Annotated in this window: 18 protein-coding genes; 5 read left to right on the top strand and 13 right to left on the bottom strand. The window is 71.6% G+C overall.

Going from position 1 to position 18,705, the window contains the following annotated elements:
- Positions 1-105: 105 nt before the first annotated feature.
- The 6 genes from ACZ6R9_RS12825 to ACZ6R9_RS12800 form a co-directional block, all read right to left on the bottom strand.
- Entirely contained in the window at positions 106-2,427 is a 2,322-nt protein-coding gene (locus ACZ6R9_RS12825) for a collagenase (protein ID WP_465538185.1), read from the bottom strand.
- Between the two features lie 289 nt (positions 2,428-2,716).
- Complete coding sequence (locus ACZ6R9_RS12820) at positions 2,717-3,733, bottom strand: ABC transporter ATP-binding protein (protein WP_465538184.1); 1,017 nt, start codon at positions 3,731-3,733, stop codon at positions 2,717-2,719.
- Entirely contained in the window at positions 3,730-4,713 is a 984-nt protein-coding gene (locus ACZ6R9_RS12815) for an ABC transporter ATP-binding protein (RefSeq protein ID WP_465538183.1), read from the bottom strand. Before ACZ6R9_RS12815 ends, ACZ6R9_RS12820 begins: the two co-directional genes overlap by 4 nt.
- The gene (locus ACZ6R9_RS12810) at positions 4,710-5,699 is read right to left on the bottom strand and encodes an ABC transporter permease (protein WP_380485845.1); all 990 of its coding nucleotides are present in this window, start codon (positions 5,697-5,699) and stop codon (positions 4,710-4,712) included. Before ACZ6R9_RS12810 ends, ACZ6R9_RS12815 begins: the two co-directional genes overlap by 4 nt.
- Positions 5,696-6,655 carry an ABC transporter permease gene (locus ACZ6R9_RS12805; RefSeq protein WP_465538182.1) on the bottom strand — a complete coding sequence of 320 codons (960 nt, stop codon included), beginning with the start codon at positions 6,653-6,655 and terminating at the stop codon, positions 5,696-5,698. The genes ACZ6R9_RS12810 and ACZ6R9_RS12805 overlap by 4 nt, the downstream gene beginning before the upstream one ends.
- A 16-nt stretch (positions 6,656-6,671) precedes the next feature.
- Positions 6,672-8,411, bottom strand: coding sequence for an ABC transporter substrate-binding protein (locus ACZ6R9_RS12800; protein ID WP_380485848.1), 1,740 nt, complete (start codon positions 8,409-8,411; stop codon positions 6,672-6,674).
- A 270-nt stretch (positions 8,412-8,681) separates the two neighbouring features.
- Here ACZ6R9_RS12800 and ACZ6R9_RS12795 point away from each other — a divergent pair, with 270 nt between their 5' ends.
- Both ACZ6R9_RS12795 and ACZ6R9_RS12790 read left to right on the top strand, forming a co-directional pair.
- Positions 8,682-10,127, top strand: a complete 1,446-nt coding sequence (locus ACZ6R9_RS12795) for an aminopeptidase P family protein (RefSeq protein ID WP_465538181.1) — start codon at positions 8,682-8,684, stop codon at positions 10,125-10,127.
- An 83-nt stretch (positions 10,128-10,210) separates the two neighbouring features.
- Positions 10,211-11,332, top strand: coding sequence for a DUF6183 family protein (locus ACZ6R9_RS12790; protein WP_465538180.1), 1,122 nt, complete (start codon positions 10,211-10,213; stop codon positions 11,330-11,332).
- Between the two features lie 9 nt (positions 11,333-11,341).
- Here ACZ6R9_RS12790 and ACZ6R9_RS12785 read toward each other — a convergent pair whose 3' ends face one another.
- A complete protein-coding gene (locus ACZ6R9_RS12785; protein WP_465538179.1) occupies positions 11,342-12,010 on the bottom strand; it encodes a RibD family protein in 669 nt (222 codons plus the stop codon).
- A gap of 97 nt (positions 12,011-12,107) precedes the next feature.
- Positions 12,108-13,127: a nitronate monooxygenase gene (locus ACZ6R9_RS12780; protein WP_465538178.1), complete on the bottom strand. Its 1,020-nt coding sequence runs from the start codon at positions 13,125-13,127 to the stop codon at positions 12,108-12,110.
- Between the two features lie 149 nt (positions 13,128-13,276).
- Here ACZ6R9_RS12780 and ACZ6R9_RS12775 point away from each other — a divergent pair, with 149 nt between their 5' ends.
- Positions 13,277-13,750, top strand: coding sequence for a hypothetical protein (locus tag ACZ6R9_RS12775; RefSeq protein WP_380485858.1), 474 nt, complete (start codon positions 13,277-13,279; stop codon positions 13,748-13,750).
- A gap of 135 nt (positions 13,751-13,885) precedes the next feature.
- Positions 13,886-14,359 carry a carboxymuconolactone decarboxylase family protein gene (locus tag ACZ6R9_RS12770; protein ID WP_380485859.1) on the top strand — a complete coding sequence of 158 codons (474 nt, stop codon included), beginning with the start codon at positions 13,886-13,888 and terminating at the stop codon, positions 14,357-14,359.
- 494 nt (positions 14,360-14,853) lie between these two features.
- Here ACZ6R9_RS12770 and ACZ6R9_RS12765 read toward each other — a convergent pair whose 3' ends face one another.
- The 4 genes from ACZ6R9_RS12765 to ACZ6R9_RS12750 form a co-directional block, all read right to left on the bottom strand.
- Positions 14,854-15,276, bottom strand: coding sequence for a hypothetical protein (locus ACZ6R9_RS12765; RefSeq protein WP_465538177.1), 423 nt, complete (start codon positions 15,274-15,276; stop codon positions 14,854-14,856).
- A gap of 80 nt (positions 15,277-15,356) precedes the next feature.
- Positions 15,357-15,842: a hypothetical protein gene (locus ACZ6R9_RS12760; RefSeq protein WP_465538176.1), complete on the bottom strand. Its 486-nt coding sequence runs from the start codon at positions 15,840-15,842 to the stop codon at positions 15,357-15,359.
- A 90-nt stretch (positions 15,843-15,932) separates the two neighbouring features.
- The gene (locus tag ACZ6R9_RS12755) at positions 15,933-16,109 is read right to left on the bottom strand and encodes a hypothetical protein (protein ID WP_465538175.1); all 177 of its coding nucleotides are present in this window, start codon (positions 16,107-16,109) and stop codon (positions 15,933-15,935) included.
- Positions 16,110-16,392: 283 nt separating this feature from the next.
- Positions 16,393-16,782 carry a winged helix-turn-helix transcriptional regulator gene (locus ACZ6R9_RS12750; RefSeq protein WP_380485866.1) on the bottom strand — a complete coding sequence of 130 codons (390 nt, stop codon included), beginning with the start codon at positions 16,780-16,782 and terminating at the stop codon, positions 16,393-16,395.
- Positions 16,783-16,906: 124 nt separating this feature from the next.
- On the opposite strand from ACZ6R9_RS12750, the gene ACZ6R9_RS12745 reads away from it, so the two are divergent.
- Positions 16,907-17,752 (top strand): NAD(P)H-binding protein, encoded by an 846-nt coding sequence (locus tag ACZ6R9_RS12745; protein WP_465538174.1) that lies wholly within the window; start codon positions 16,907-16,909, stop codon positions 17,750-17,752.
- On the opposite strand, the gene ACZ6R9_RS12740 is transcribed toward ACZ6R9_RS12745, so the two are convergent.
- A complete protein-coding gene (locus tag ACZ6R9_RS12740) occupies positions 17,745-18,704 on the bottom strand; it encodes a hypothetical protein (RefSeq protein ID WP_465538173.1) in 960 nt (319 codons plus the stop codon). The two genes, ACZ6R9_RS12745 and ACZ6R9_RS12740, sit on opposite strands and share 8 nt — an antisense overlap.
- Between the last annotated feature and the right edge of the window lies 1 nt (position 18,705).

The raw sequence follows: 18,705 nt of genomic DNA, 5'->3' as shown, positions 1-18,705 counted from the left end.
GGCCGGGGCGGGTGTTCGGTGCGTCGGCCCGGCGACGCGCGCCGGTCAGCGGCGCAGCGAGCGACTCAGCGAGCGATTGAGCGGCGCAGCGGGCCGGTCAGCGGCTCAGCGGCGCAGCGGGCCTTCGCAGGTGTAGTCGGCGGTGCCGGCCTGGCCACTGGGCCAGATGTCGACCTTGCCGAAGTAGCAGTTCATGTCGTCGAGGTTGTTGGTGACGCCCTTGGTGCGGTCGAGGATGAAGTGGTCGACGGTGGCGGACATGTCCTTGAACACCTGGTCGGGGCTGCCGGAGTTGGCGAGGTTGGCGGTGATCCGGCCGGTGCAGACGAAGCGCATCGGCTTGTTGTTCCAGTCGCCGTTGTCCTTGCAGTCCGGGGTGTTGTAGGTGGCCTTGGCGAAGGCGTCCCGCACCTCGGAGGGGTAGGCCTGGGCCAGGTATCCGTTGGGGGTGAAGTCGGTGCTGGGTACGGCGAGTTGGTCGATCTTCTTGATCTGCTGGTCGAGGAACGCCGAGTACTCGCGGTCGAGGTTGCGGTCGGCGCCGAGGCGGGCTCGCCATGCGTCGAAGCCGGCCGGGTCGTCGGCCCGCTGGTAGCCGTACATCTCGCGCAGCAGGGACGGGTGGGCGGTCCACAGGAACTCGAAGAAGGTGCCGGCGTAGTTGTAGAAGTGGAAGTCGGGCTTGTCGGCGTAGCGGGCGTGCAGGATCTGGTCGACCGTCATCCGGGGCAGGCCGGCGGCCTCGTCCTGGGCGAGCTTGTTGACCAGGGCCTTGCGCACCAGGATGCCCCGGTCGCGGGTGGCGCCGTCGAAGAACTCGGCGGTGCCCTCGTCCATCGCGGTGGTCCGGTCTCCGGCGTACCAGCGTTCCTCGCTGTAGAAGCCCGGCACCGCCCAGCGGCCGTTGAGGTAGTGCGTGTACTCGTGGCGGAACAGTTCTTCCAGCGTCAGGTACGACTCGGCGGTGGTGCGCTGGTAGGTGTAGAAGGTCGCGCCCTTCTCGATGTAGATGCCGCCGTTGCTGGTCTCCATGCCGGTCAGCAGGGGGTGGTAGACCTCGTAGTCGGAGCGGGTCGCGTAGAGGTGGATGTGCAGGGTGGAGTTGGTGTCGCCGGCCAGCGGGGTGTCGGTGCCGAGGACGCGGAAGAACTGCGTCTTCACCTGCTTGCTCGCGTAGTACATCCGGTCGACGGTGGCCTTGTCGAGGCCGGTGCGCACCTCGATCGCGCCGTTGTCGTACTTGTAGGTGTACGGGAAGAGGCGGGCCTCGAAGGTGTCCTTGCACACCCCGAACGGGGCGCACACGCCGTAGGTGTTGGCCCAGCCGGCCGCCTTGATCCACGGGGCGGAGTACTCGCCGAAGGTGTTCCTGGTGTCCGTGAGGAGCGGGCCGATGTCCGCGGTGATCTGCGCCTTGAGGGTGTCGAGTTCGCCGAGCCGGCCGTACTCGGCCATCGCGTCGCGGGCCAGCCATTCGTTCGGGGTGCCCTTGAGGTGTCCGGCGGTGGCGAAGCCGCGCAGCAGGGCGCGGTAGGCGGGGTCGGCGGCGACGGCGGTGGTGTAGGCCTGGTCGCGGTTGTTGATGCCGAGGTAGTTGCCGGTGAGCGCGGCGAGCGCGCCGCCGCCCCACTGCGGGACGGCGACCAGTGGGCTGCCGGGGCCGAAGTGCGACAGCAGTTGCTTGAACAGCGGCAGGTTGTGCTGGCGGATGCCGGTGGCGTCGGCCACGATGCCCAGTTCGCGCATGACCAGGCCGGCTTCGGGGGTGGCGTCGAAGGCGTGGCCGGTGGCGAGGTGGGCGTCGATGGCGCGCTGGACGGCGCCGGTGGTGGGCGCGGTGGTCAGGTCGATGCTGTTCTGCGTGAAGTCGTGGTAGACGACGGCGTGCAGGAAGTACCAGAGCCGGTACAGGGCGGGGCTGTTGGTTCCGGCGAGGCTCTCCGCCTTGGCGGCGACGGCCTGCACGTGCGCCGGGTCCATGGTGGTGGCGAACCGGGCGTCCCAGGTCCACAGGGTCGCGCCGAGGCAGGCCTCGGTGACGGCGGGGTCGGCGAGGAAGTCGGCGAGGCCCTGCGGGGTCAGGCCGGTCAGGCCGTTCAGGTCGCAGTTGACGCCCGCTGCGGTGGTCGCCAACTCGGCTGCGGTGGGGGCGGGTTGGCCGACCCGCTGGGGCAGGGCGCCGGGGATGTGGTCGCCGCCGAGGGTGCCGCCGCCGGGTGCGGGCGCGGCGGTTCCGGCCTGCGGGGTGGCGCTGCCGAGGTGCTCGGCCTCGTCGTAGGCGGTGCGCTCCGCGGGCGCGCCGGCGGGGACGGCGGCGGGGGTGGCGGGCGCCGGGTCGGCGGCGAGGGCGTGGGTGCTCTGCAGCACCGGCAGCGCGAGGGACACGGCGATGGCTGCGGCCAGCAGGGTCTTGCGGGGTGATCGCACGGTGGGGGCTGCCTTTCGTCGGGTGGGGGCGGGTGGGGGCGTTCTGCGCAGGCCCCGTCAGGGGCGCGAGGAACTGCGTGGGTGACCGTGCGCACAGCTCGGCGGCCGCCCGTCGGTGCTCGTGGCTGACGGGCGGTCGGGGGCCGGGCCGGTTCACGGTCGGACGCGCAGTTCCTTGCGTCCCTCGCGGAGCTCCGAGGTGGGGGTGGTCGGTGGGGGCTCGTTCCGGTCGGGACGGGAGAGAGCACGTCTGTGCCCGCTCCCGTCCCTGGTGCGTCCCGGAGGGCCGCTATGCCTCGGGGAAGTGGCAGGCGACCTGGCGGGTGGAGCTGTCGGCGGTGAGCGTCGGTGCCTCGGTCCGGCAGATGGCCTGGGCCTTGGGGCAGCGGGGGTGGAAGGTGCAGCCGGGCGGGGGGCTGGCGGGGCTGGGCGGGTCGCCGAGCAGGACGATGCGTTCGCGGGTGCGCTCGGCGGCGGGGTCGGGCAGCGGGACGGCGGAGAGCAGCGCCTTGGTGTAGGGGTGCGCGGGGTTCCCGTAGACGTCCGCCTTGTCGCCGAGTTCGACGATCCGGCCGAGGTACATGACGGCGACCCGGTGGCTGAGGTGCTTGACCACGGCGAGGTCGTGGGCGATGAAGACGTAGGCGACGCCGAGTTCGGCCTGCAGGCGTTCCATCAGGCCGACGATCTGCGCCTGGATGGAGACGTCGAGCGCGGAGACCGGTTCGTCCGCGACGACGAGCTCCGGCCGGGTCGCGAGCGCCCGCGCGATACCGATGCGCTGGGCCTGTCCGCCGGAGAACTGGTGGGGGTAGCGCTCCAGGTGTTCGGGGGCGAGCCCGACCAGCCGGATCAGGTCCCGGACTTCTTCCCGGATCGTCGCGGACGGGACGCCCTGCGCCCGCAGCGGCGCGGCGATGATCTGTTGGACGGTCTGCCGCGGGTTGAGCGAGGCGAACGGGTCCTGGAAGATCATCTGGAACTTGCTTCGCAGCGGCCGCAGTTGGCGCTGTGGGGCGCGGGTGATGTCCTGTCCGCGGAAGCTGACCTGCCCGGCCGTCGGGTCGAGCAGGCGGACCAGCATCCGTCCGGTGGTGGACTTGCCGCAGCCGGATTCGCCGACCAGGCCGAGGGTTTCGCCGGGGCGGACGTCGAAGCTGACGCCGTCCACGGCGCGGATGCCGGGGGCCCGGCGCAGCGTCCCGCGCGGTCCGGGGAAGGTCATGCCGAGGTCGCGGACGCTCAACAGGGCGTCGGCGTCGGCGGGTTGGGCGCGGTCGGTCCGGTGGGCGGTCTGGGTGGTCATGCGGTCACCTCGTCGTGGACGCAGGCGCTGCGGTGGCGCTCGGCGACGGCGCGCAGTGGCGGGCGTTCGCCGGTGCAGCGGGGGTCGGGCGCGGCGGCGTACGCGGGGCAGCGCGGGTGGAAGGGGCAGCCGGCGGGTGGCGCGAGCAGCGAGGGCGGGGCGCCGGGGATGGCGCGCAGGGCGGTGCCGTCCTCGGCGTCGAGGCGGGGCAGCGAGTCGAGCAGGCCGCGGGTGTAGGGGTGCCGGGGGGTGGTGAACAGGGTGTCGGCGGGGGCCTGTTCGACGGCGGCGCCGCCGTACATGACGAGGACGTCGTCGGCGGCGCGGGCGATGACGCCGAGGTCGTGGGTGATCAGGACGAGGCCGAGGCCGCGGTCCTGCTGGAGGCGCATCAGGAGGTCGAGGACCTGGGCCTGGACGGTGACGTCGAGGGCGGTGGTGGGCTCGTCGGCGATGATCAGGTCGGGTTCGCAGGACAGCGCGAGGGCGATCATGGCGCGTTGGCGCATGCCGCCGGAGTACTGGTGGGGGTGTTCGCGGGCGCGGCGGGCGGGTTCGGGGATGCCGACGTCGCCGAGGACGTCGACGGCCCGGGCGTGGGCGGCTTTCCGGGTGCCGCCGAAGTGGGCGCGGTAGGCCTCGGCGATCTGGTCGCCGACGGTGAAGTAGGGGTGCAGGGCGGTGAGGGCGTCCTGGAACACCATCGCCATCCTGCGTCCGCGCAGGGTGCGCAGCTGGTCGTCGGGGGCGCCGATCAGTTCGGTGCCGTCGAGTTTCGCGGAGCCGGTGACGGTGGCGCCGCGGTGCAGTCCCATGACGGCGAGGGAGGTGACGGACTTTCCGGAGCCGGATTCGCCGACGATGCCGAGGGTGCGTCCGCGTTCGACGGTGAAGTCGATTCCTTTGACGGCGTGGACGGTGCCTTCGGCGGTGTCGAAGGTGACGGCCAGGTTCTGTACGGCCAGCAGGGGTGCGGTCATGCGAGCCTCGCCCTCGGGTCGATCCAGGCGTAGAGGAGGTCCACGACCAGGTTGGAGCTGACGATGAAGAAGGAGGCGAGCAGGGTGACGCCCATGACCACGGGCTGGTCGGACTTGTTGAGGGAGTCGGCGAAGAGTTTGCCGACGCCGGGGAGGCTGAACAGGGATTCGGTGATCAGGGCGCCGGCCAGCAGTCCGCCGAGGTCCATGCCGAGCATGGTGGCGACGGGGGTGAGGGCGGGGCGCAGGCCGTGCTTGCCGACGACGCGGCGCTCGCGCAGGCCTTTGGCGCGGGCGGTGCGCACGTACGGTTCGGCGAGCGTCTCGATGACGGAGTTGCGGGTCATCCGGGCGTAGATGGCGGCGTTCAGCAGGGCGAGGGTGATCCAGGGCAGGATCAGGTTGGCGACCCACTGGCCGGGGTTCTCACCGAAGGCGATGTACCGGGGGTAGGGCAGCAGTCCGGCGACGGTGACGACCAGGTAGAGCAGGATCATCGCGGTGAAGTAGACCGGCAGGGCGGCGATGCCGATGGTGCCGACCATCAGGGTGCGGTCGAGGCGGGTGCCGCGGCGCAGCGCGGAGAGCACGCCGGTGCCGACGCCGAGGAGCAGCCAGAGGGCGGCGGCGCCGAGCGCGAGGGAGATGCTGGTGGGCAGCCGGTCCATCATCAGGTCCCAGACGGGCTGGGCGGATTGGAAGGAGTAGCCGAAGCAGGGGAAGCCGCAGTGGACGGCGTACTGGCCGGTGCCGAGGGTCTGGCCGGCGAAGATGCCGGTGACGTAGTGCCAGAACTGGACGATCAGGGGGTCGGCCAGTCCGAGCTGTTGGCGGACGAGTTCGATGCGTTCGGTGGAGCAGTCCTTGCCGCAGAACTGGGCGGCGGGGTCGGCGGGGAACAGGTAGAAGACGGCGAAGGTGAGCGCGCAGACCACCAGCAGGGTGGCGGCCATCGCGGCGAGCCGGCGCAGCAGGTATCCGATCACGTCCGGCTGCCCTTCGGGTCGAGGGCGTCCCGCAGGGCGTCGCCGACCAGGGTGAAGGCCAGGACCACCAGGAACAGGCAGGCGCTGGGGAGGATGAAGAACATCGGGTCGACCTTGTAGTAGAGCACCGCGTCGGAGATCATCTGGCCCCACGAGGGCGTGGGCGGGCGGATGCCGACGCCGAGGAAGCTGAGGGCGGCCTCGGTGCCGATCAGGCCGGGGACGGCGAGGGTGACGTAGACGATGATGGTGCCGGTGAGGTTGGGCAGGATCTCGCCGAACAGGATGCGGCTGTTGCGGGTGCCGCTGGCGCGGGCGGCCTCGACGTATTCGCGGTGTTTGAGGGAGAGGGTCTGGCCGCGGACCACGCGGGCGATGTAGGGCCAGGAGAACAGCGACATCACGCCGACCAGCAGCAGGACGCGGTTGACGTCCCGGGCGACGGAGAGCAGCGCGATCATGAAGATCAGGCTGGGGAAGGACATCATGACGTCCATGAACCGGCTGATCAGGGCATCGACGCGGCCGCCGAAGTAGCCGGCGGTGATGCCGAGGACGGTGCCGATCAGGGTGATCAGCAGGGCGGCGCTGAACGCGACCAGCAGGCTGATCTGGGCCCCGTAGAGGAGCCGGGCGAAGATGTCGCGGCCGAGCAGCGGTTCGACGCCGAGCCAGTGCTGGGGGCTGATGCCACCGAGGGCGCCGCGGGGCAGGCCGCCGAGGTAGGGATCGACGGCCTTCTTGTCGACGGTGTCGGGGCGGGTGCCGCTGATCGCGGTGAGCACCGGGGCGAGGAGTGCGGCGAGGATGAAGAAGGCGATGATGCCGGCGCCGACGAGGGCGGCCTTCTGGCGGCGCAGGCGGTGCAGGGCGAGCTTCCAGGGGGACGCGGGGGCCTCGGCGGTGTCCGGGGCCCCCGCCCCCTCGGCCGCGGCCGTCGGGAGCGGGGTGGTCATGGTGGGAACTCCCGCTCTACTTGACGGACTTGAGGCCGATGACCGCGTAGTCGAGCTGTCCGGCCCAGACCGGGTGGGCGTAGGCGCCGGCCACGTTGGAGCCGACCAGCACGGGCTTCTTCTGCCAGACCATCGGGACGGCGGGCGAGGCGTCCATGATCTTTCCGTCCAGGGCGAGCCAGGCCTCGTTGGCCTTCTGCAGGTTGTCCAGGCCGGCGATCCGGTCGAGTTCGGCGTTGACCGCCGAGTCGTTGAACCGGGTCATGTTGCCGTTGTTGCCCTTGTCCTTGATCGCCCGGCCGTCGAAGATCATCGGCAGGAAGGTGGCGGCGGACGGGTAGTCGGGGCACCAGCCGAGGCTGGTGAGTCCGGGCTGCTTGTCCTTGTCGCCGACGATCGAGTTGACGGCGGTGGGGTCGACGGTGGTGATGGTGACGTTCACTCCGGCCCGCTTGAGTGCGGCCTGGATGGCCTCGGCCTGCGGCTTGCCGCCGGTGGAGGTGACGAAGTCGGTGGAGAAACCGTTCGGGAAGCCCGCCTCGGCGAGCAGCTGCTTGGCCTTCTCGGGGTCGCCGCCCGGCTTGATCTTGAAGTGGTCGACGGGCGTGCCGGCGGTGAGCACCGGGGGAAGGTAGGTGGTGGCGATGTCGTTGAACGCGGGGCCGCCCATGGCGGCGGCGAGGGACTCCTTGTCCACCGCGTACTGCATGGCCAGGCGGACCTTGGCGTTGTCGAACGGCGCCTTGGTGGTGTTCATGTCGAGCTTGGTGGTGCAGCCCGCGTTCTCACTGATCAGGCGCTTCTTGACCTCGGGGTTGGTGAGCACCTCGGAGATCTTCGCGGGCGTCAGGTCCACGTAGGAGATGGCACTCTTGTCGTCGCCCTGGTCGGCGATCAGGCGGTCGGCGATGCCGGTGCTCTTGAGGGTCTGGTCAACCACGATCTTGTCGGGGTAGGCCTTGCGGACCGGGTCGGTGGCCTCGTCCCAGTTGGTGTTGCGGACCAGCACCATGCGCTTGCCGCGGTCGTAGCTCTCGATCTTGTAAGGGCCGGAGGAGACCGGGTGGTTGGAGTAGTTGGCGCCGGTCTCCTTGGCCTTGGGGACGGGCGAGAAGGTCGGCAGGGTGGCGGTGTAGCCGAACTCGGCGACCGGGCGCTTGAGGTGGAAGATGATGGTCTTGGCGTCGGGGACCTCGATGGCCTCGTTGCCGAGCCGTTCGCCGCCCAGCGGGCCCTGGTAGCCGGCCGGGGCGTTGAGGTAGCGCACCGCGTAGTCGGGGCCGCCGGGCAGCTCCGGCGAGTACGACCGCTCGACGTTGTACTTGATGTCGTCGGCGGTGATCGGGGTGCCGTCCTCGTACTTGAGGTTGTCCTTCAGGTGGAAGGTCCAGGTCTTCGCGCCGTCGCTGGGAGTGCCGAGGTCGGTGGCCAGGTCGGGTTCGATCTTCAGGCCCTCGGCGCCGGGGGCGGCCTTGAAGGTGGTCAGGGTGCGGTAGAGCATCCGCACGCCGACGTCCATCACCGGCATGGTCCAGTTGCGGGCGGGGTCGAGCTGGTCGAAGTCCTGGTTCGACAGGATCGTCAGGGTGCCGCCCTTGACGGGGGTGCCGCCGACGATGCCGTTGCCCTCGGTGGTCACACCGTGCTGGTCGCCGCTGTCGTCACTGCCGCTGCCGCTGCTGCTGCACGCGCCGAGGGCGAGGGTGAGGGACGCCGCGATGGCCGCCGCGAGGGCGGCGTGGGTACGCCTGTTCATGTGTATCTCCGGAACTGGGGGCTGCTCAACGGGGATCGGGCTGCCGAGGGATCGGCGCCGTCGGGGATCAGTGCCGCCGGGGATCGGTGCCGCCGGGGTCTGGCCCGCTCTAAGGTGTGACCCGTAACATAGTAATGTGAAATTGCACTACGCAATGAGGCGGCCGGACCGTTATCGAGCCGTGTCATTGCCCGCCGCTCAGTAGTGCAACTTCCTTGCCGCTCAAACCAGTTGTTCCCGTCTCGACCCCGCTCGGAGGACTCCCCTTCCATGGCCGACCAGCCCACCCTGAACACCGGCAGCCACGACCTCCCCGTCTCCCCCGCCCTGGCCGACTTCATGGCCGACCAGTGGGCCGCCACCCCGCTGCCCGCCGACCTGCGCGTCCCCGGCCACGCGTACACCCCGGCCCGCCGGGCCCGAATCGCCGCCGCCTTCCCCGGCGAGCGACTCCTCGTCCCCGCCGGGCAGCTGAAGATCCGCAGCAACGACTGCGACTACCGCTTCCGCCCGCACAGCGCCTACGCCCACCTCACCGGACTGACCGGCGAGGAGCAGGTCGGCCACGTCCTGGTGATCGAGCCCGACGGCGAGGCCGTGCTGTACCTGCGGCCCCGCTCCGACCGGGCCAACGGCACCGGCGAGTTCTTCCGCGACCGCCGCTACGGCGAGTTCTGGGTCGGCCGCCGCGCCGACCTCGCCGAGGCCGCCAACCTCACCGGCCTGCGCACCGCCCACCTCGACGACCTGCCGAAGCTGTTCACCACCGGCGCCCCCACCCGCGTCCTCGCCGACGTCGACCCCGTCCTGGACGCCCTGGCCGGCCGCCCGTCCGCCGAGAACGCCGTGCGCGACGGCCAACTCGCCGCCGCACTCTCCGAGTCGCGCCTGATCAAGGACCCGTGGGAGGTCGAGCAGCTCCAGCTCTCCGTGGACCACACCGCCACCGGCTTCGCCGACGTGGTCCGCGCCCTGCCCGCCGCGCTGCGCCACCACCGCGGCGAACGCATCCTGGAGGGCGCGTTCAACGCCCGCGCCCGCGCCGAGGGCAACGGCACCGGCTACGAGACCATCGTCGCCTCCGGCGCGCACGCCTGCGTCCTGCACTGGATCCGCAACGACGGCGCGCTCGACCCCACCCAGCTCCTGCTGCTCGACGCCGGCGTGGAGACCGACACCCTCTACACCGCCGACATCACCCGCACCCTGCCGCTGTCCGGCACCTTCTCCTCCGCGCAGCGCGACGCCTACGAACTCGTCCTCGCCGCCCAGAACGCCGGCATCGCCACGCTGCGCCCCGGCGCGTCCTTCCGCGACTTCCACCGCGCCGCGATGCGAGTGATCGCCGAAGGCCTCGCCGACTGGGGCGTGCTGCCCGTCCCCGCCGAGCAGGCGCTGCGCGAGGACTCCGGCCTGTACCGCCGCTACACCCTCTGCGCCAGCGGCCACATGCTCGGCCTGGACGTCCACGACTGCGCGAAGGCCCGCGCCGAGACGTACCTGGACGGCGTCCTGGAGGAGGGCATGGTGCTCACCGTCGAACCCGGCCTCTACCTCCAGCCCGACGACCTCACCCTGCCGCCCGCCCTGCGCGGCACCGGCATCCGCATCGAGGACGACCTGGTCATCACCGCCGACGGCGCCCGCCTGATGTCCGGCGCGCTGCCGCGCACCGTGGACGGCATCGAGTCCTGGATGGGCGAGCTGCTGGCCTGAGGCGGGCGGCCGGCCCGATCGGCGGGCGGCCGGCCCGACAACCGGATGAACGGTCGGGTCACGGGTGCGTAGGCTCGGCTCCCGTGACCGACCGTATCGTCCGTATCGCCCGCATCGTGGCCGAACTCCCCGACCTGAAGAGCGTCACCGGCATCTGGGCGGTGGCCGGGGAACGGCTCGCAGCGGGCGACGCCGCGTTCCTCGCCGACCTCGGCCTCGCCCTCGCCGCCGACCTGAACTCCTCCCGGGAGGTGTGGCAGTACCGGAGCGTCCACAACCACCTGGTGCGCCTGCTCGCCACCACGCCGGGCACCGAGAACCTCCGCCAGGCACTGCGTCTGCTCGCCGCCGCACCGTCCTGCAGCCGGGGCGCCGACCGCCTCGCGGCCTCGCTGCTGGCATCCGGCCACCGGCCGGCCGACCTCGCCGCCGTGTTCGCCGGGCCCGCCTCGAACGAGCTACGGGCCTGCCTGGTCCACGAGTTGATCCTGCGCGGCGTGGACCTCTCCGCGATTCCCCGCCTCTCTGCCTGGGCGACCGCCCCGCACTACGCCCACCACCCGCTGGGCGCGCTGCCCCTGACGCCCTCCCCGCTGGAGGCGCTCGCCGACCTGCCCGGCCACGGCCCGCAGGACAGTTGCCACGTCTTGCCCCACCCGCCGTCGGAAGGCAGGCATTTGACGGCCCGCCGCAGCGCTGCGCCGCTCCCGCCCGCCACCGAGACCACCACCCCGGAGCTGACCGAGGCCCTCGGCCGGGCCGTCGCCAACTGGGCCGAGGAGTCCAACGGTCGCATCGAGGCCCGGGTGTTCGACCTCGCCGTGCCCCTGCCCGTCGAGTCCGTCCCCGCCGCACTCCTCGCCCTCGGCCTGGACTGCCTGGCCGGCGCCGAACCTTCCGCTCTCTCCGTCACCACCTGCCCACCGGCCGAGGCCTGGAGCATCCTGTTCACCGCCGCGTCCACCGGCGGCGCCTACAACCTCGGCGCGCACGGCGCCTACGGCCGCCTCGCCGCCTGGCAGTCCGTGGCCGCCCTGTCCGACGCCACCCTCCCCACCGCAGAAGCCCGCGCCACCGCCTGCCACTGGTTCACCTTCGACGCCCCCACCCCCTGGTTCGACCACATCGCCTGGGACCTCGGCCTCGCCACCCTCACCCCCGACCGCCGCCGCCTCGCCGTCCTCGCAGCCACCGACACCGACTGACAGCCGCCCTCACGGCGCGTAGCGCAACAGCACCACATCACCCACCGTCTCGGCCCCCAGCAACCTCATCCGATGCGTACTGCCGCCCGGAAACTCGGCCGGATACACAAAGCGCGGCGCTTCCGCCTCGCCGACCAGCAACGGCGCCACCGCCAGATGGATCTCGTCGGCCAGGCCCAGCGACAGGAACTGCGTATGAATCCGCCCGCCGCCCTCCACCATCAGGCGCCGCACCCCACGGGCAGCGAGGTCATCGAGCATCGCCCCGAAATCGACGGTGTCGCCGGTGCTCACCACCTCGGCCAGCCCGTCCAGCGTGTCGCCCAGCTTCGACGCACCGGCATCAGTGGTGTAGACGACCTTCTCGCCCCCGAAGTGCCAGAACCTCAGCCCCCGATCGAGGTCGCCCCCCGCCGTGACCGTCACCTTCAACGGATACTCCGGCTTCCCCGCCGCCACCCGCTCGGCCCGCCGCCTCTCACTGTTGACGAGGAGCCGCGGATTGTCCGACCGCAACGTGTTCCCGCCGACCAGGATCGCATCCGACTCGGCCCGCACCTGATCCACCCGATCGAAGTCCTCCGCATTCGACAACAGCAGCCGCTCCGACGAGGTGTCATCGATGCACCCGTCGATCGACGTCGCAACACTCAGCAGGACGAAGGGCCGCTCGGCCATGATGGCTCCGTTCTTCGCGGATGGTGATCTGATGGGTCCTCGGGCATGATCACACGCCAGGCCGCACAACGTCACCGAGAGCAACGCCCCCGCGTCCCTACCCCGCGCGCAGCGCGTCCCCCCACAACCCCCGCGTCACCTCCGCCGCACCGCCCTCCCGAGCCAAGGCGTGCGCCGTACCCGCCCAAAGGTGCATCCCCGCAGGGTCGTTGCGCTGGGCAGCGGCCGCCCTCAACGGCTGGGTCAGGTAGTGCACCTCCGGGTACGCCGCCGGGGCGTACGCCTCGTGGCGGGCGATGAACGCGTTGCGGAGCGCCCTCGCGGGGCGGCCGGTGAAGGCGCGGGTGACGGTGGTTTCGGGGAGTTCGACGAGCGCTCGCCGGTGTGTGGCCGTGGCGCCGGATTCCTCGGTGCGCAGGTACGCGGTGCCGAGTTGCGCGGCACTCGCCCCCGCTCGCAGCGCAGCGGCAATTGCGGTGCCGTCCCCGAGGCCGCCCGCCGCAACGAGCGGAAGCGAGGTCACTTCCCTTACAGCAGCCAGGAGTTGGAGCAGCGGGAGAGTGCCGGGGACGTCCTCGGTGCGATGAGTGCCACGGTGCCCGCCGGCCTCCGGCCCCTGGACGACCAGCGCGTCGAGGCCGAGCGCAGTGGCGTCGCGGGCCTCCTCGGGGCTGGTGACAGTACCGAGTTGGCGAATCCCGGCCGCCCGCAACGCATCGGCCTCGTCACGGCCGGGCAGCCCGAAGGTGTAGGAGACGTACGCGACGGGCTCGCGCAGCAGCGCGTCGAGTTTGGCGTCCCAGTCGTCGCGGTCGGCCCGGATCTCGGTGGGCAGCTCGACGCCCCACCGTTCGGCTTCCGGCTGCAGCCGCTCGCGGTAGGCGGCGACCGGCCCGGGGTCGGAGGGCGGCGCGGGTACGAACAGGTTGACGCCGAACGGGCGCTCCGTCAGCTCGCGGGTGCGGCGGATCTGTTCGAGCGTCGCGCCGACCGTCCGGTACCCGGCGGCGAGGAAACCGAGGCCACCCGCACCGTTGACGGCCGCGACCAGTTCGGGAGTGCTCGGCCCGCCGGCCATCGGCGCCGCGATCAGTGGCACCTCCACGTCGAACGCCATGCCGTTCCCTCCGCCTCCGTACGCACCGATTCCGCTCGCCGCCCACCCTACGTCTGCGACCGATTCCACTGATGGTCGTTCGGTACGGGGTCGGTCGGCGTCCGGTCGGCCGGTTGCCGGAGCGCTCACCGCACCGGGATACTCCCCGGATGCTGTTGACCTGGATCGCCGAGGTGGCAGACGAACCGCTGGCGCTGGAGCCGGCCGACCGGCGGGTGGAGTGGCGGACCAATACCTGGCTGCTGAGCACGGAGGACGAGGACCGGCACTCCCTGTCCGTGGCGGAGGTCGTCGCCGCCTTCGAGCGGACCGCCGAGGGCATCCGGCGGCGCGTCCGCGAGCAGGGCTTCGCCGGGGTGGCGACCTTCTACGTGTGGCACGACGAGCAGGCCGGGCAGCTCCGGTGTTCGACCGGGTCGGTGCCCGCCGAACAGTTGCCCTTCGGGGCCGCGTACCTGCCGGTGGACGATCTCGGCCCGGTCGTCGAGGGCTACCTGCGCGACGAGGAGCTGATCGCGGTTCCCTGGGCGAATGCCGAGGACGTTCCCGACGGATCGGCCCCCGAGCCGGAGTTCCCGCCCTTCCCGGTGTGGGTGCGCGACGTCGGGGCGACGCCGGCCTGAACCGTCCCGGCCCGCCTGCGCGACCGAACAGACATGAACAGGTAGCGTGACGGGCGTCACATCCGCGGGGCTGTCACATTCGGGGGAGCAGCGGGGTCAGTCCTTGCAGAGGCACACACGACAAGGAGCCCGACCGTGGACGCACGTCTGAACTACTTCGGCAACCCGCTCGCGGGGAAGATCCTCAAGCACATCAACTCGGCCGGCGCCGCCATCGGTGGCTCCTCGCTGCCGGCCGCCACCCAGGAGTTGGTGAAGCTCCGCGCCAGCCAGATCAACGGCTGCGGGTTCTGCACCGACATGCACACCAAGGACGCCGCGCACGCCGGCGAGACCCAGCAGCGCCTGAACATGGTCGCCGCCTGGCGCGAGGCGACCGTCTTCACCGAGGCCGAGCGCGCCGCGCTCGAACTCACCGAACAGGGCACCCGAATCGCCGACGCGGCGGGCGGCGTCAGCGACGAGGCCTGGGCGGAGGCCGCCAAGCACTACGACGAGGAGCAGCTGATCGCCCTGGTCGGCCTGATCGCGCTGATCAACACCTACAACCGGGTCAACGTGATCATCCGCCAGCCTGCGGGCGACTACGTCCCGGGCCAGTACGCCTGACACCCCACCACCCGCCGTGACGCCCCCGGAGCGCCACGGCGGGTGGCCACGTTCACCCCTCCCGGAAACGGCACCCGAACTCGCCCGGCACCTGCCGCGGCAGCGCCACCTCCTCCCGGCCCGCCCCCTCCAACCCCCGGTCCATCACCGCCTCAGCCAACTCCCCCACCCGGGCAGCAAGCCCGCGCGCAACCATCACTCACCGTCCGCGCGCCCAGGAAAACGGCAACAACGGCTCCAACCCGGACCTGCGATCTCTCACCGACCATCAACTCGGCGCCAGCCAGCGGCAGTTCACCAAAAACCGACTCGACCCCGCGACGAACACCCCCAGGCACCCGACGTTCGCCTCAGCACCCCGAACTCGCCCAGCACCCGCCACAACAGCGGCTCCACATCGGACGCACGCCCCCGCCGACCACCAACTCAGCAGCGACCAACGCCAGTTCACCATCAGCCCGACCCCGACCCACCCACACGCTCTGGCACCCCACTCACCCCCGCGCAACCAACGCGGCGGCAGCCACCCGCACCTCCGCCTCCCACGCAGCGAACACCGAGGGCGCCCAATGCCCGACACAGCACGAGCAGCAGTCGGCCAGCAGCCTGCACAACGCCGCCTCGTCCTGGCCCGCGCCGCCCGACTCCCGGCCCTCCACGGCCCTGGCGAACTCCCCGCCCTCCACCGCCTCCGCGAACTCCCTAGGCGTCAAACGCCCCTCCCCCACCCGGGCCGCCAGGTCGCGCAGTAGCCAGCGCTCACTCTCCGCCCACCCCGGAAACGGCACCCCCAACTCGTCCATCGCCTGCCGCAGCAACGGCTCCAGCTCGGACGCCGGCTCTCGCCGCCCCCGCCCGGCCAAGTCGTACAGCGCCAACGACTCGAACCCATCTGCCACCAACTCGGCTGCCGCCATGGGCAGTTCACCCGTAGACAATTCGCCGGCACGATACCGCAGAGCAACCACCCGCACCCGCCCCAACTTCGACACCCCACTCACCGCCCCTCCGCCACCAGCGCCACCGCGGCAGCCCGCACCTCCGCCTCCCACCCGGCGAGCAACTCTGGCTTCCCGGCGGCGAGTTCATCGGCGACGCACCCCTCGCAGCAGCCCGCCCGCACCGCGAGGGAGAACCCCAGCTCCAGTTCCCCTTCCGCGTTGTCGATGTCCAACCCGGTGACTTCCGCGACCAGTTCGGGGAGCGACACAAGGTCACCCGAGACCAGCCGCGCGGCGATGTCGCGCAGCGCCCACCGCTCGGCCTCCTGCAACTCGAGCCGCTCCACGCCCAGTTCGTCGAGCACCTGGTACCACAGCTGTTCCAGATCGTCGCGCCGCTCGCGTCCGCTACACCCCGCCAACTCCCGCAAGGCCGGGGAGTCGTGGCCGCCGGCCAGCAACTCCGCAGCGGCCATCGGAAGGTGCTCGGGCCAGAGCCGCCCGGCGACCTGACGCATCGCCATCACCCGCAATGTCTTCATGACCCGCAGCCTGCCAGCCCGCCACCCTCCCGACCAGCGGTTTTCCCGAGCTCGCCCACCCACCCGACCGTCAGCCGTGACTGGTGTCGATCACACAGAAGCGATTGCCCTCGGCGTCAGCGCGGGCACCACAAAGTCCGGGTCCTCGGGGCAGCCGTCCCACTCGACGTGTTGCGCACCGAGCGCCACCAGCCGCTCGCTCTCGCCGGCCTGCTCCGCCGCATCCTCGTCGTACAGGTCGCGGTGGACGCGCGGGTGCTCCTGCACCGGCATCCGGCCGAACCCAAGCGCGATCCGCGCACCACCGCCGCACCCCGGACCGTCGCCGACCAGGACTGCAGCGGGCGCTTCGCCTTCTGCCCTCCGCCTGTCCGCTGCCGCACCCGCAACGACTCGCACCGCCACCACCACCTGACTCCGACCGCACGCGGCCCGCAGCACGCGGCGAGGCCATCGACACACCTCGCCATCACAATCTCGGACGACCTCGCCACCCTCGCCGCCCCCGCCCGGAGCCCTCAGCCAGAAGCAGGCGCAACGGCCGGAACCGTCAGGACGCCTGCCCGTCGTACTCGTGCCGAGCCCGCTCGACCTTGTCGAGGTTGGCCGCCGCCCACCCGGCGAGCTGCGCGAACAACGGCGCCAAGCTGCGGCCGAGTTCGCTGATCTCGTACTCGACGCGCGGCGGAACCTCCGGGTGGTACGTGCGCACCACCATGCCGTCGCGCTCCAACTGCCGCAGCCGCTGCGTCAGGACCTTCGGCGTGATCGTGCCGATCCTCCGCTCCAGTTCGACGAAGCGCTGCCGGCCGTGCGTGTGCAGGGTCCACAGGATCGGCGTGGTCCACCGGCTGAACACGATGTCCACCACCGCGCTGGTGGGGCAGGCGAGTTCGGGGTCGGCGTCGGCGGCCGGCGCCCAGTCCGTCTCGGTGGCCACGCGCACTCCACGGGTAGTCACTTTCCTCTAGGTACCTACTGTATCGGCCTTGTTAGCGTCCTCCCACCGCCTGAACGCATCAACCGGGCGGCTTCAACCACCCCAAAAACCACGGGAGTTGTTCATGATCGTAGTGACGGGCGCGACCGGCAACGTGGGCGGTTCGCTGGTGCGGATCCTCGCGGCGGCCGGCGCACGGACGACCGCGACCTCCCGGCACGTCTCGACGGCGGACGTGCCGGAGCAGGTCGCGCACCTCCGCGCGGACCTCGCCGATCCGGAGAGCCTGCGGCCCGTGTTCGACGGCGCCGACGCGCTGTTCCTGCAGAACGGCGGGCCGAGCGCCCACCTGCTGAACCCGGCCGACATCCTCGACGCCGCAAAGGCCGCCGGCATCAGCCGTATCGTCCTGCTGTCCTCCCTGGGCGTGGTGACCCGTCCCGAGTCGCAGTCGCACGGGGCAACGGGCCTCGCCTTCGAGGATGCGGTGCGGCGGTCGGGGCTGGCGTGGACGATCCTGCGGCCGGGCGGCTTCCACTCCAACGCGTACGCCTGGGCCGAGTCGGTCCGCACCCAGCGGACCGTCGCCGCGCCGTTCGCCGACGTCGCCCTGCCCTCCGTCGATCCGGACGACATCGCCGAGGTGGCGGCGACCGCCCTCCTCGAACACGGCCACGACGGCGAGATCTACCAACTGACCGGCCCGGAAGCCATCACCCCCCGCCAGCAGGCCGAGGCACTCGCCGACGCACTCGGCGAACCGGTGCGCTTCGTCGAACTGACCCCGGCCGAGGCACGCGCCCACCTGCTCCGATTCATGCCGGAGCCGGTCGCCGCGACCACCCTGAGCATCCTCGGCGACCCCACCCCGGCCGAACGACGCATCAGCCCGGACGTCGAACGCATCCTCGGCCACGCCCCGCGCACCTTCGCCGCCTGGGCGCAGCGGCACCTCACCGCGTTCAAGTGACCTTTCCGTCAGCGCCCCCGTACCGCCCCACCATCGCCCCGAACACCTGCTTGCGCTCCCACCCACCGTCGCCGTCCAGGGTACGCACCACCCCGTACGAGCCGAGGTCGCGCGGGCCGGGCTTGTCGTAGGAGGCGAAGGTGAACCAGAACGCGGCCCCGACGCCCTCCTCCTCGAAGACGTCGAGCAGTTCGCCAAGACAGCGGACCTGTTCGCTCTCGTCGGGGACGGCGCCGGGCGGCACCTGCCAGGCCATGCCGCCGAGGTCGGCGGCGCCCCGGTAGGCGCAGGTGCCGAACTCGGTGACAGCGACGGGTTTGCCGTGGGCGCGGGCGGCCCGCAGCTGCTCGCGGAAGTCGGCGGCGTTCTGCGCGGAGCGGTACGCGTCGAGGCCGACCAGGTCGAACGGGGTCCAGTCGACGGGCTCCCACGGTCCGGCCGCGTAGCCGACGGGGCCGGCGAACTCCTGCCGGACGGTGGTCGCGGCCTCGGCGAGGAAGGCGTTGAGCCGTTCCGGGACGGGGCCGAGCGAGAGCCACCAGTCCAGGTCGGCGGTGGTCATGGCGTGCAGCCGGTCGAGGTGGGTGGCGCCGGGCAGGAACCCTTCGGCGAACACGCTGAGTTCGCCGCCTGCGACGAACACCACCCGGGCGCCGGAGCGACGCAAGGCCTCTGCGCGTCGGGCGCAGTCCGCGAACAGCGGCAGCAACCCGGCGGGCGGCAGGTCGGCGGGGAACGGCGAGTACCAGACCTCCAGTCCGGCGTCGGCGGCGAACCGCGCGGCCACATCGAGCCGTTCGGGGTCGCCGCCGGTGATCCGGACGGCGTCGCAGTGCAGCTCGTCGGCGATCACCGACAGATCGCGACGGACCTGCGGGTGGTCGAAGCGGCGGCGGGTGAGACGTTCGCCGGTGAAGGTTCCGGTGTCGTAGGTGATGCCGAGGGTACGCACG

The sequence above is a fragment of the Kitasatospora sp. NPDC048662 genome, assembly GCF_055587065.1.
The sequence above is the reverse complement of the archived record's forward strand: the minus strand, read 5'-3'. Positions and strand labels throughout refer to the sequence as shown.

Excerpts from the sequence above, each read along its gene's own strand:
- ACZ6R9_RS12760 (WP_465538176.1), bottom strand. The coding sequence starts at position 15,842 with ATGAAGACATTGCGGGTGATGGCGATGCGTCAGGTCGCCGGGCGGCTC.
- ACZ6R9_RS12780 (WP_465538178.1), bottom strand. The coding sequence starts at position 13,127 with ATGGCGTTCGACGTGGAGGTGCCACTGATCGCGGCGCCGATGGCCGGC.
- ACZ6R9_RS12800 (WP_380485848.1), bottom strand. The coding sequence starts at position 8,411 with ATGAACAGGCGTACCCACGCCGCCCTCGCGGCGGCCATCGCGGCGTCC.
- ACZ6R9_RS12805 (WP_465538182.1), bottom strand. The coding sequence starts at position 6,655 with ATGACCACCCCGCTCCCGACGGCCGCGGCCGAGGGGGCGGGGGCCCCG.
- ACZ6R9_RS12765 (WP_465538177.1), bottom strand. The coding sequence starts at position 15,276 with ATGGCGGCAGCCGAGTTGGTGGCAGATGGGTTCGAGTCGTTGGCGCTG.
- ACZ6R9_RS12745 (WP_465538174.1), top strand. The coding sequence starts at position 16,907 with ATGATCGTAGTGACGGGCGCGACCGGCAACGTGGGCGGTTCGCTGGTG.
- ACZ6R9_RS12775 (WP_380485858.1), top strand. The coding sequence starts at position 13,277 with ATGCTGTTGACCTGGATCGCCGAGGTGGCAGACGAACCGCTGGCGCTG.
- ACZ6R9_RS12795 (WP_465538181.1), top strand. The coding sequence starts at position 8,682 with ATGGCCGACCAGCCCACCCTGAACACCGGCAGCCACGACCTCCCCGTC.
- ACZ6R9_RS12815 (WP_465538183.1), bottom strand. The coding sequence starts at position 4,713 with ATGACCGCACCCCTGCTGGCCGTACAGAACCTGGCCGTCACCTTCGAC.
- ACZ6R9_RS12785 (WP_465538179.1), bottom strand. The coding sequence starts at position 12,010 with ATGGCCGAGCGGCCCTTCGTCCTGCTGAGTGTTGCGACGTCGATCGAC.
- ACZ6R9_RS12820 (WP_465538184.1), bottom strand. The coding sequence starts at position 3,733 with ATGACCACCCAGACCGCCCACCGGACCGACCGCGCCCAACCCGCCGAC.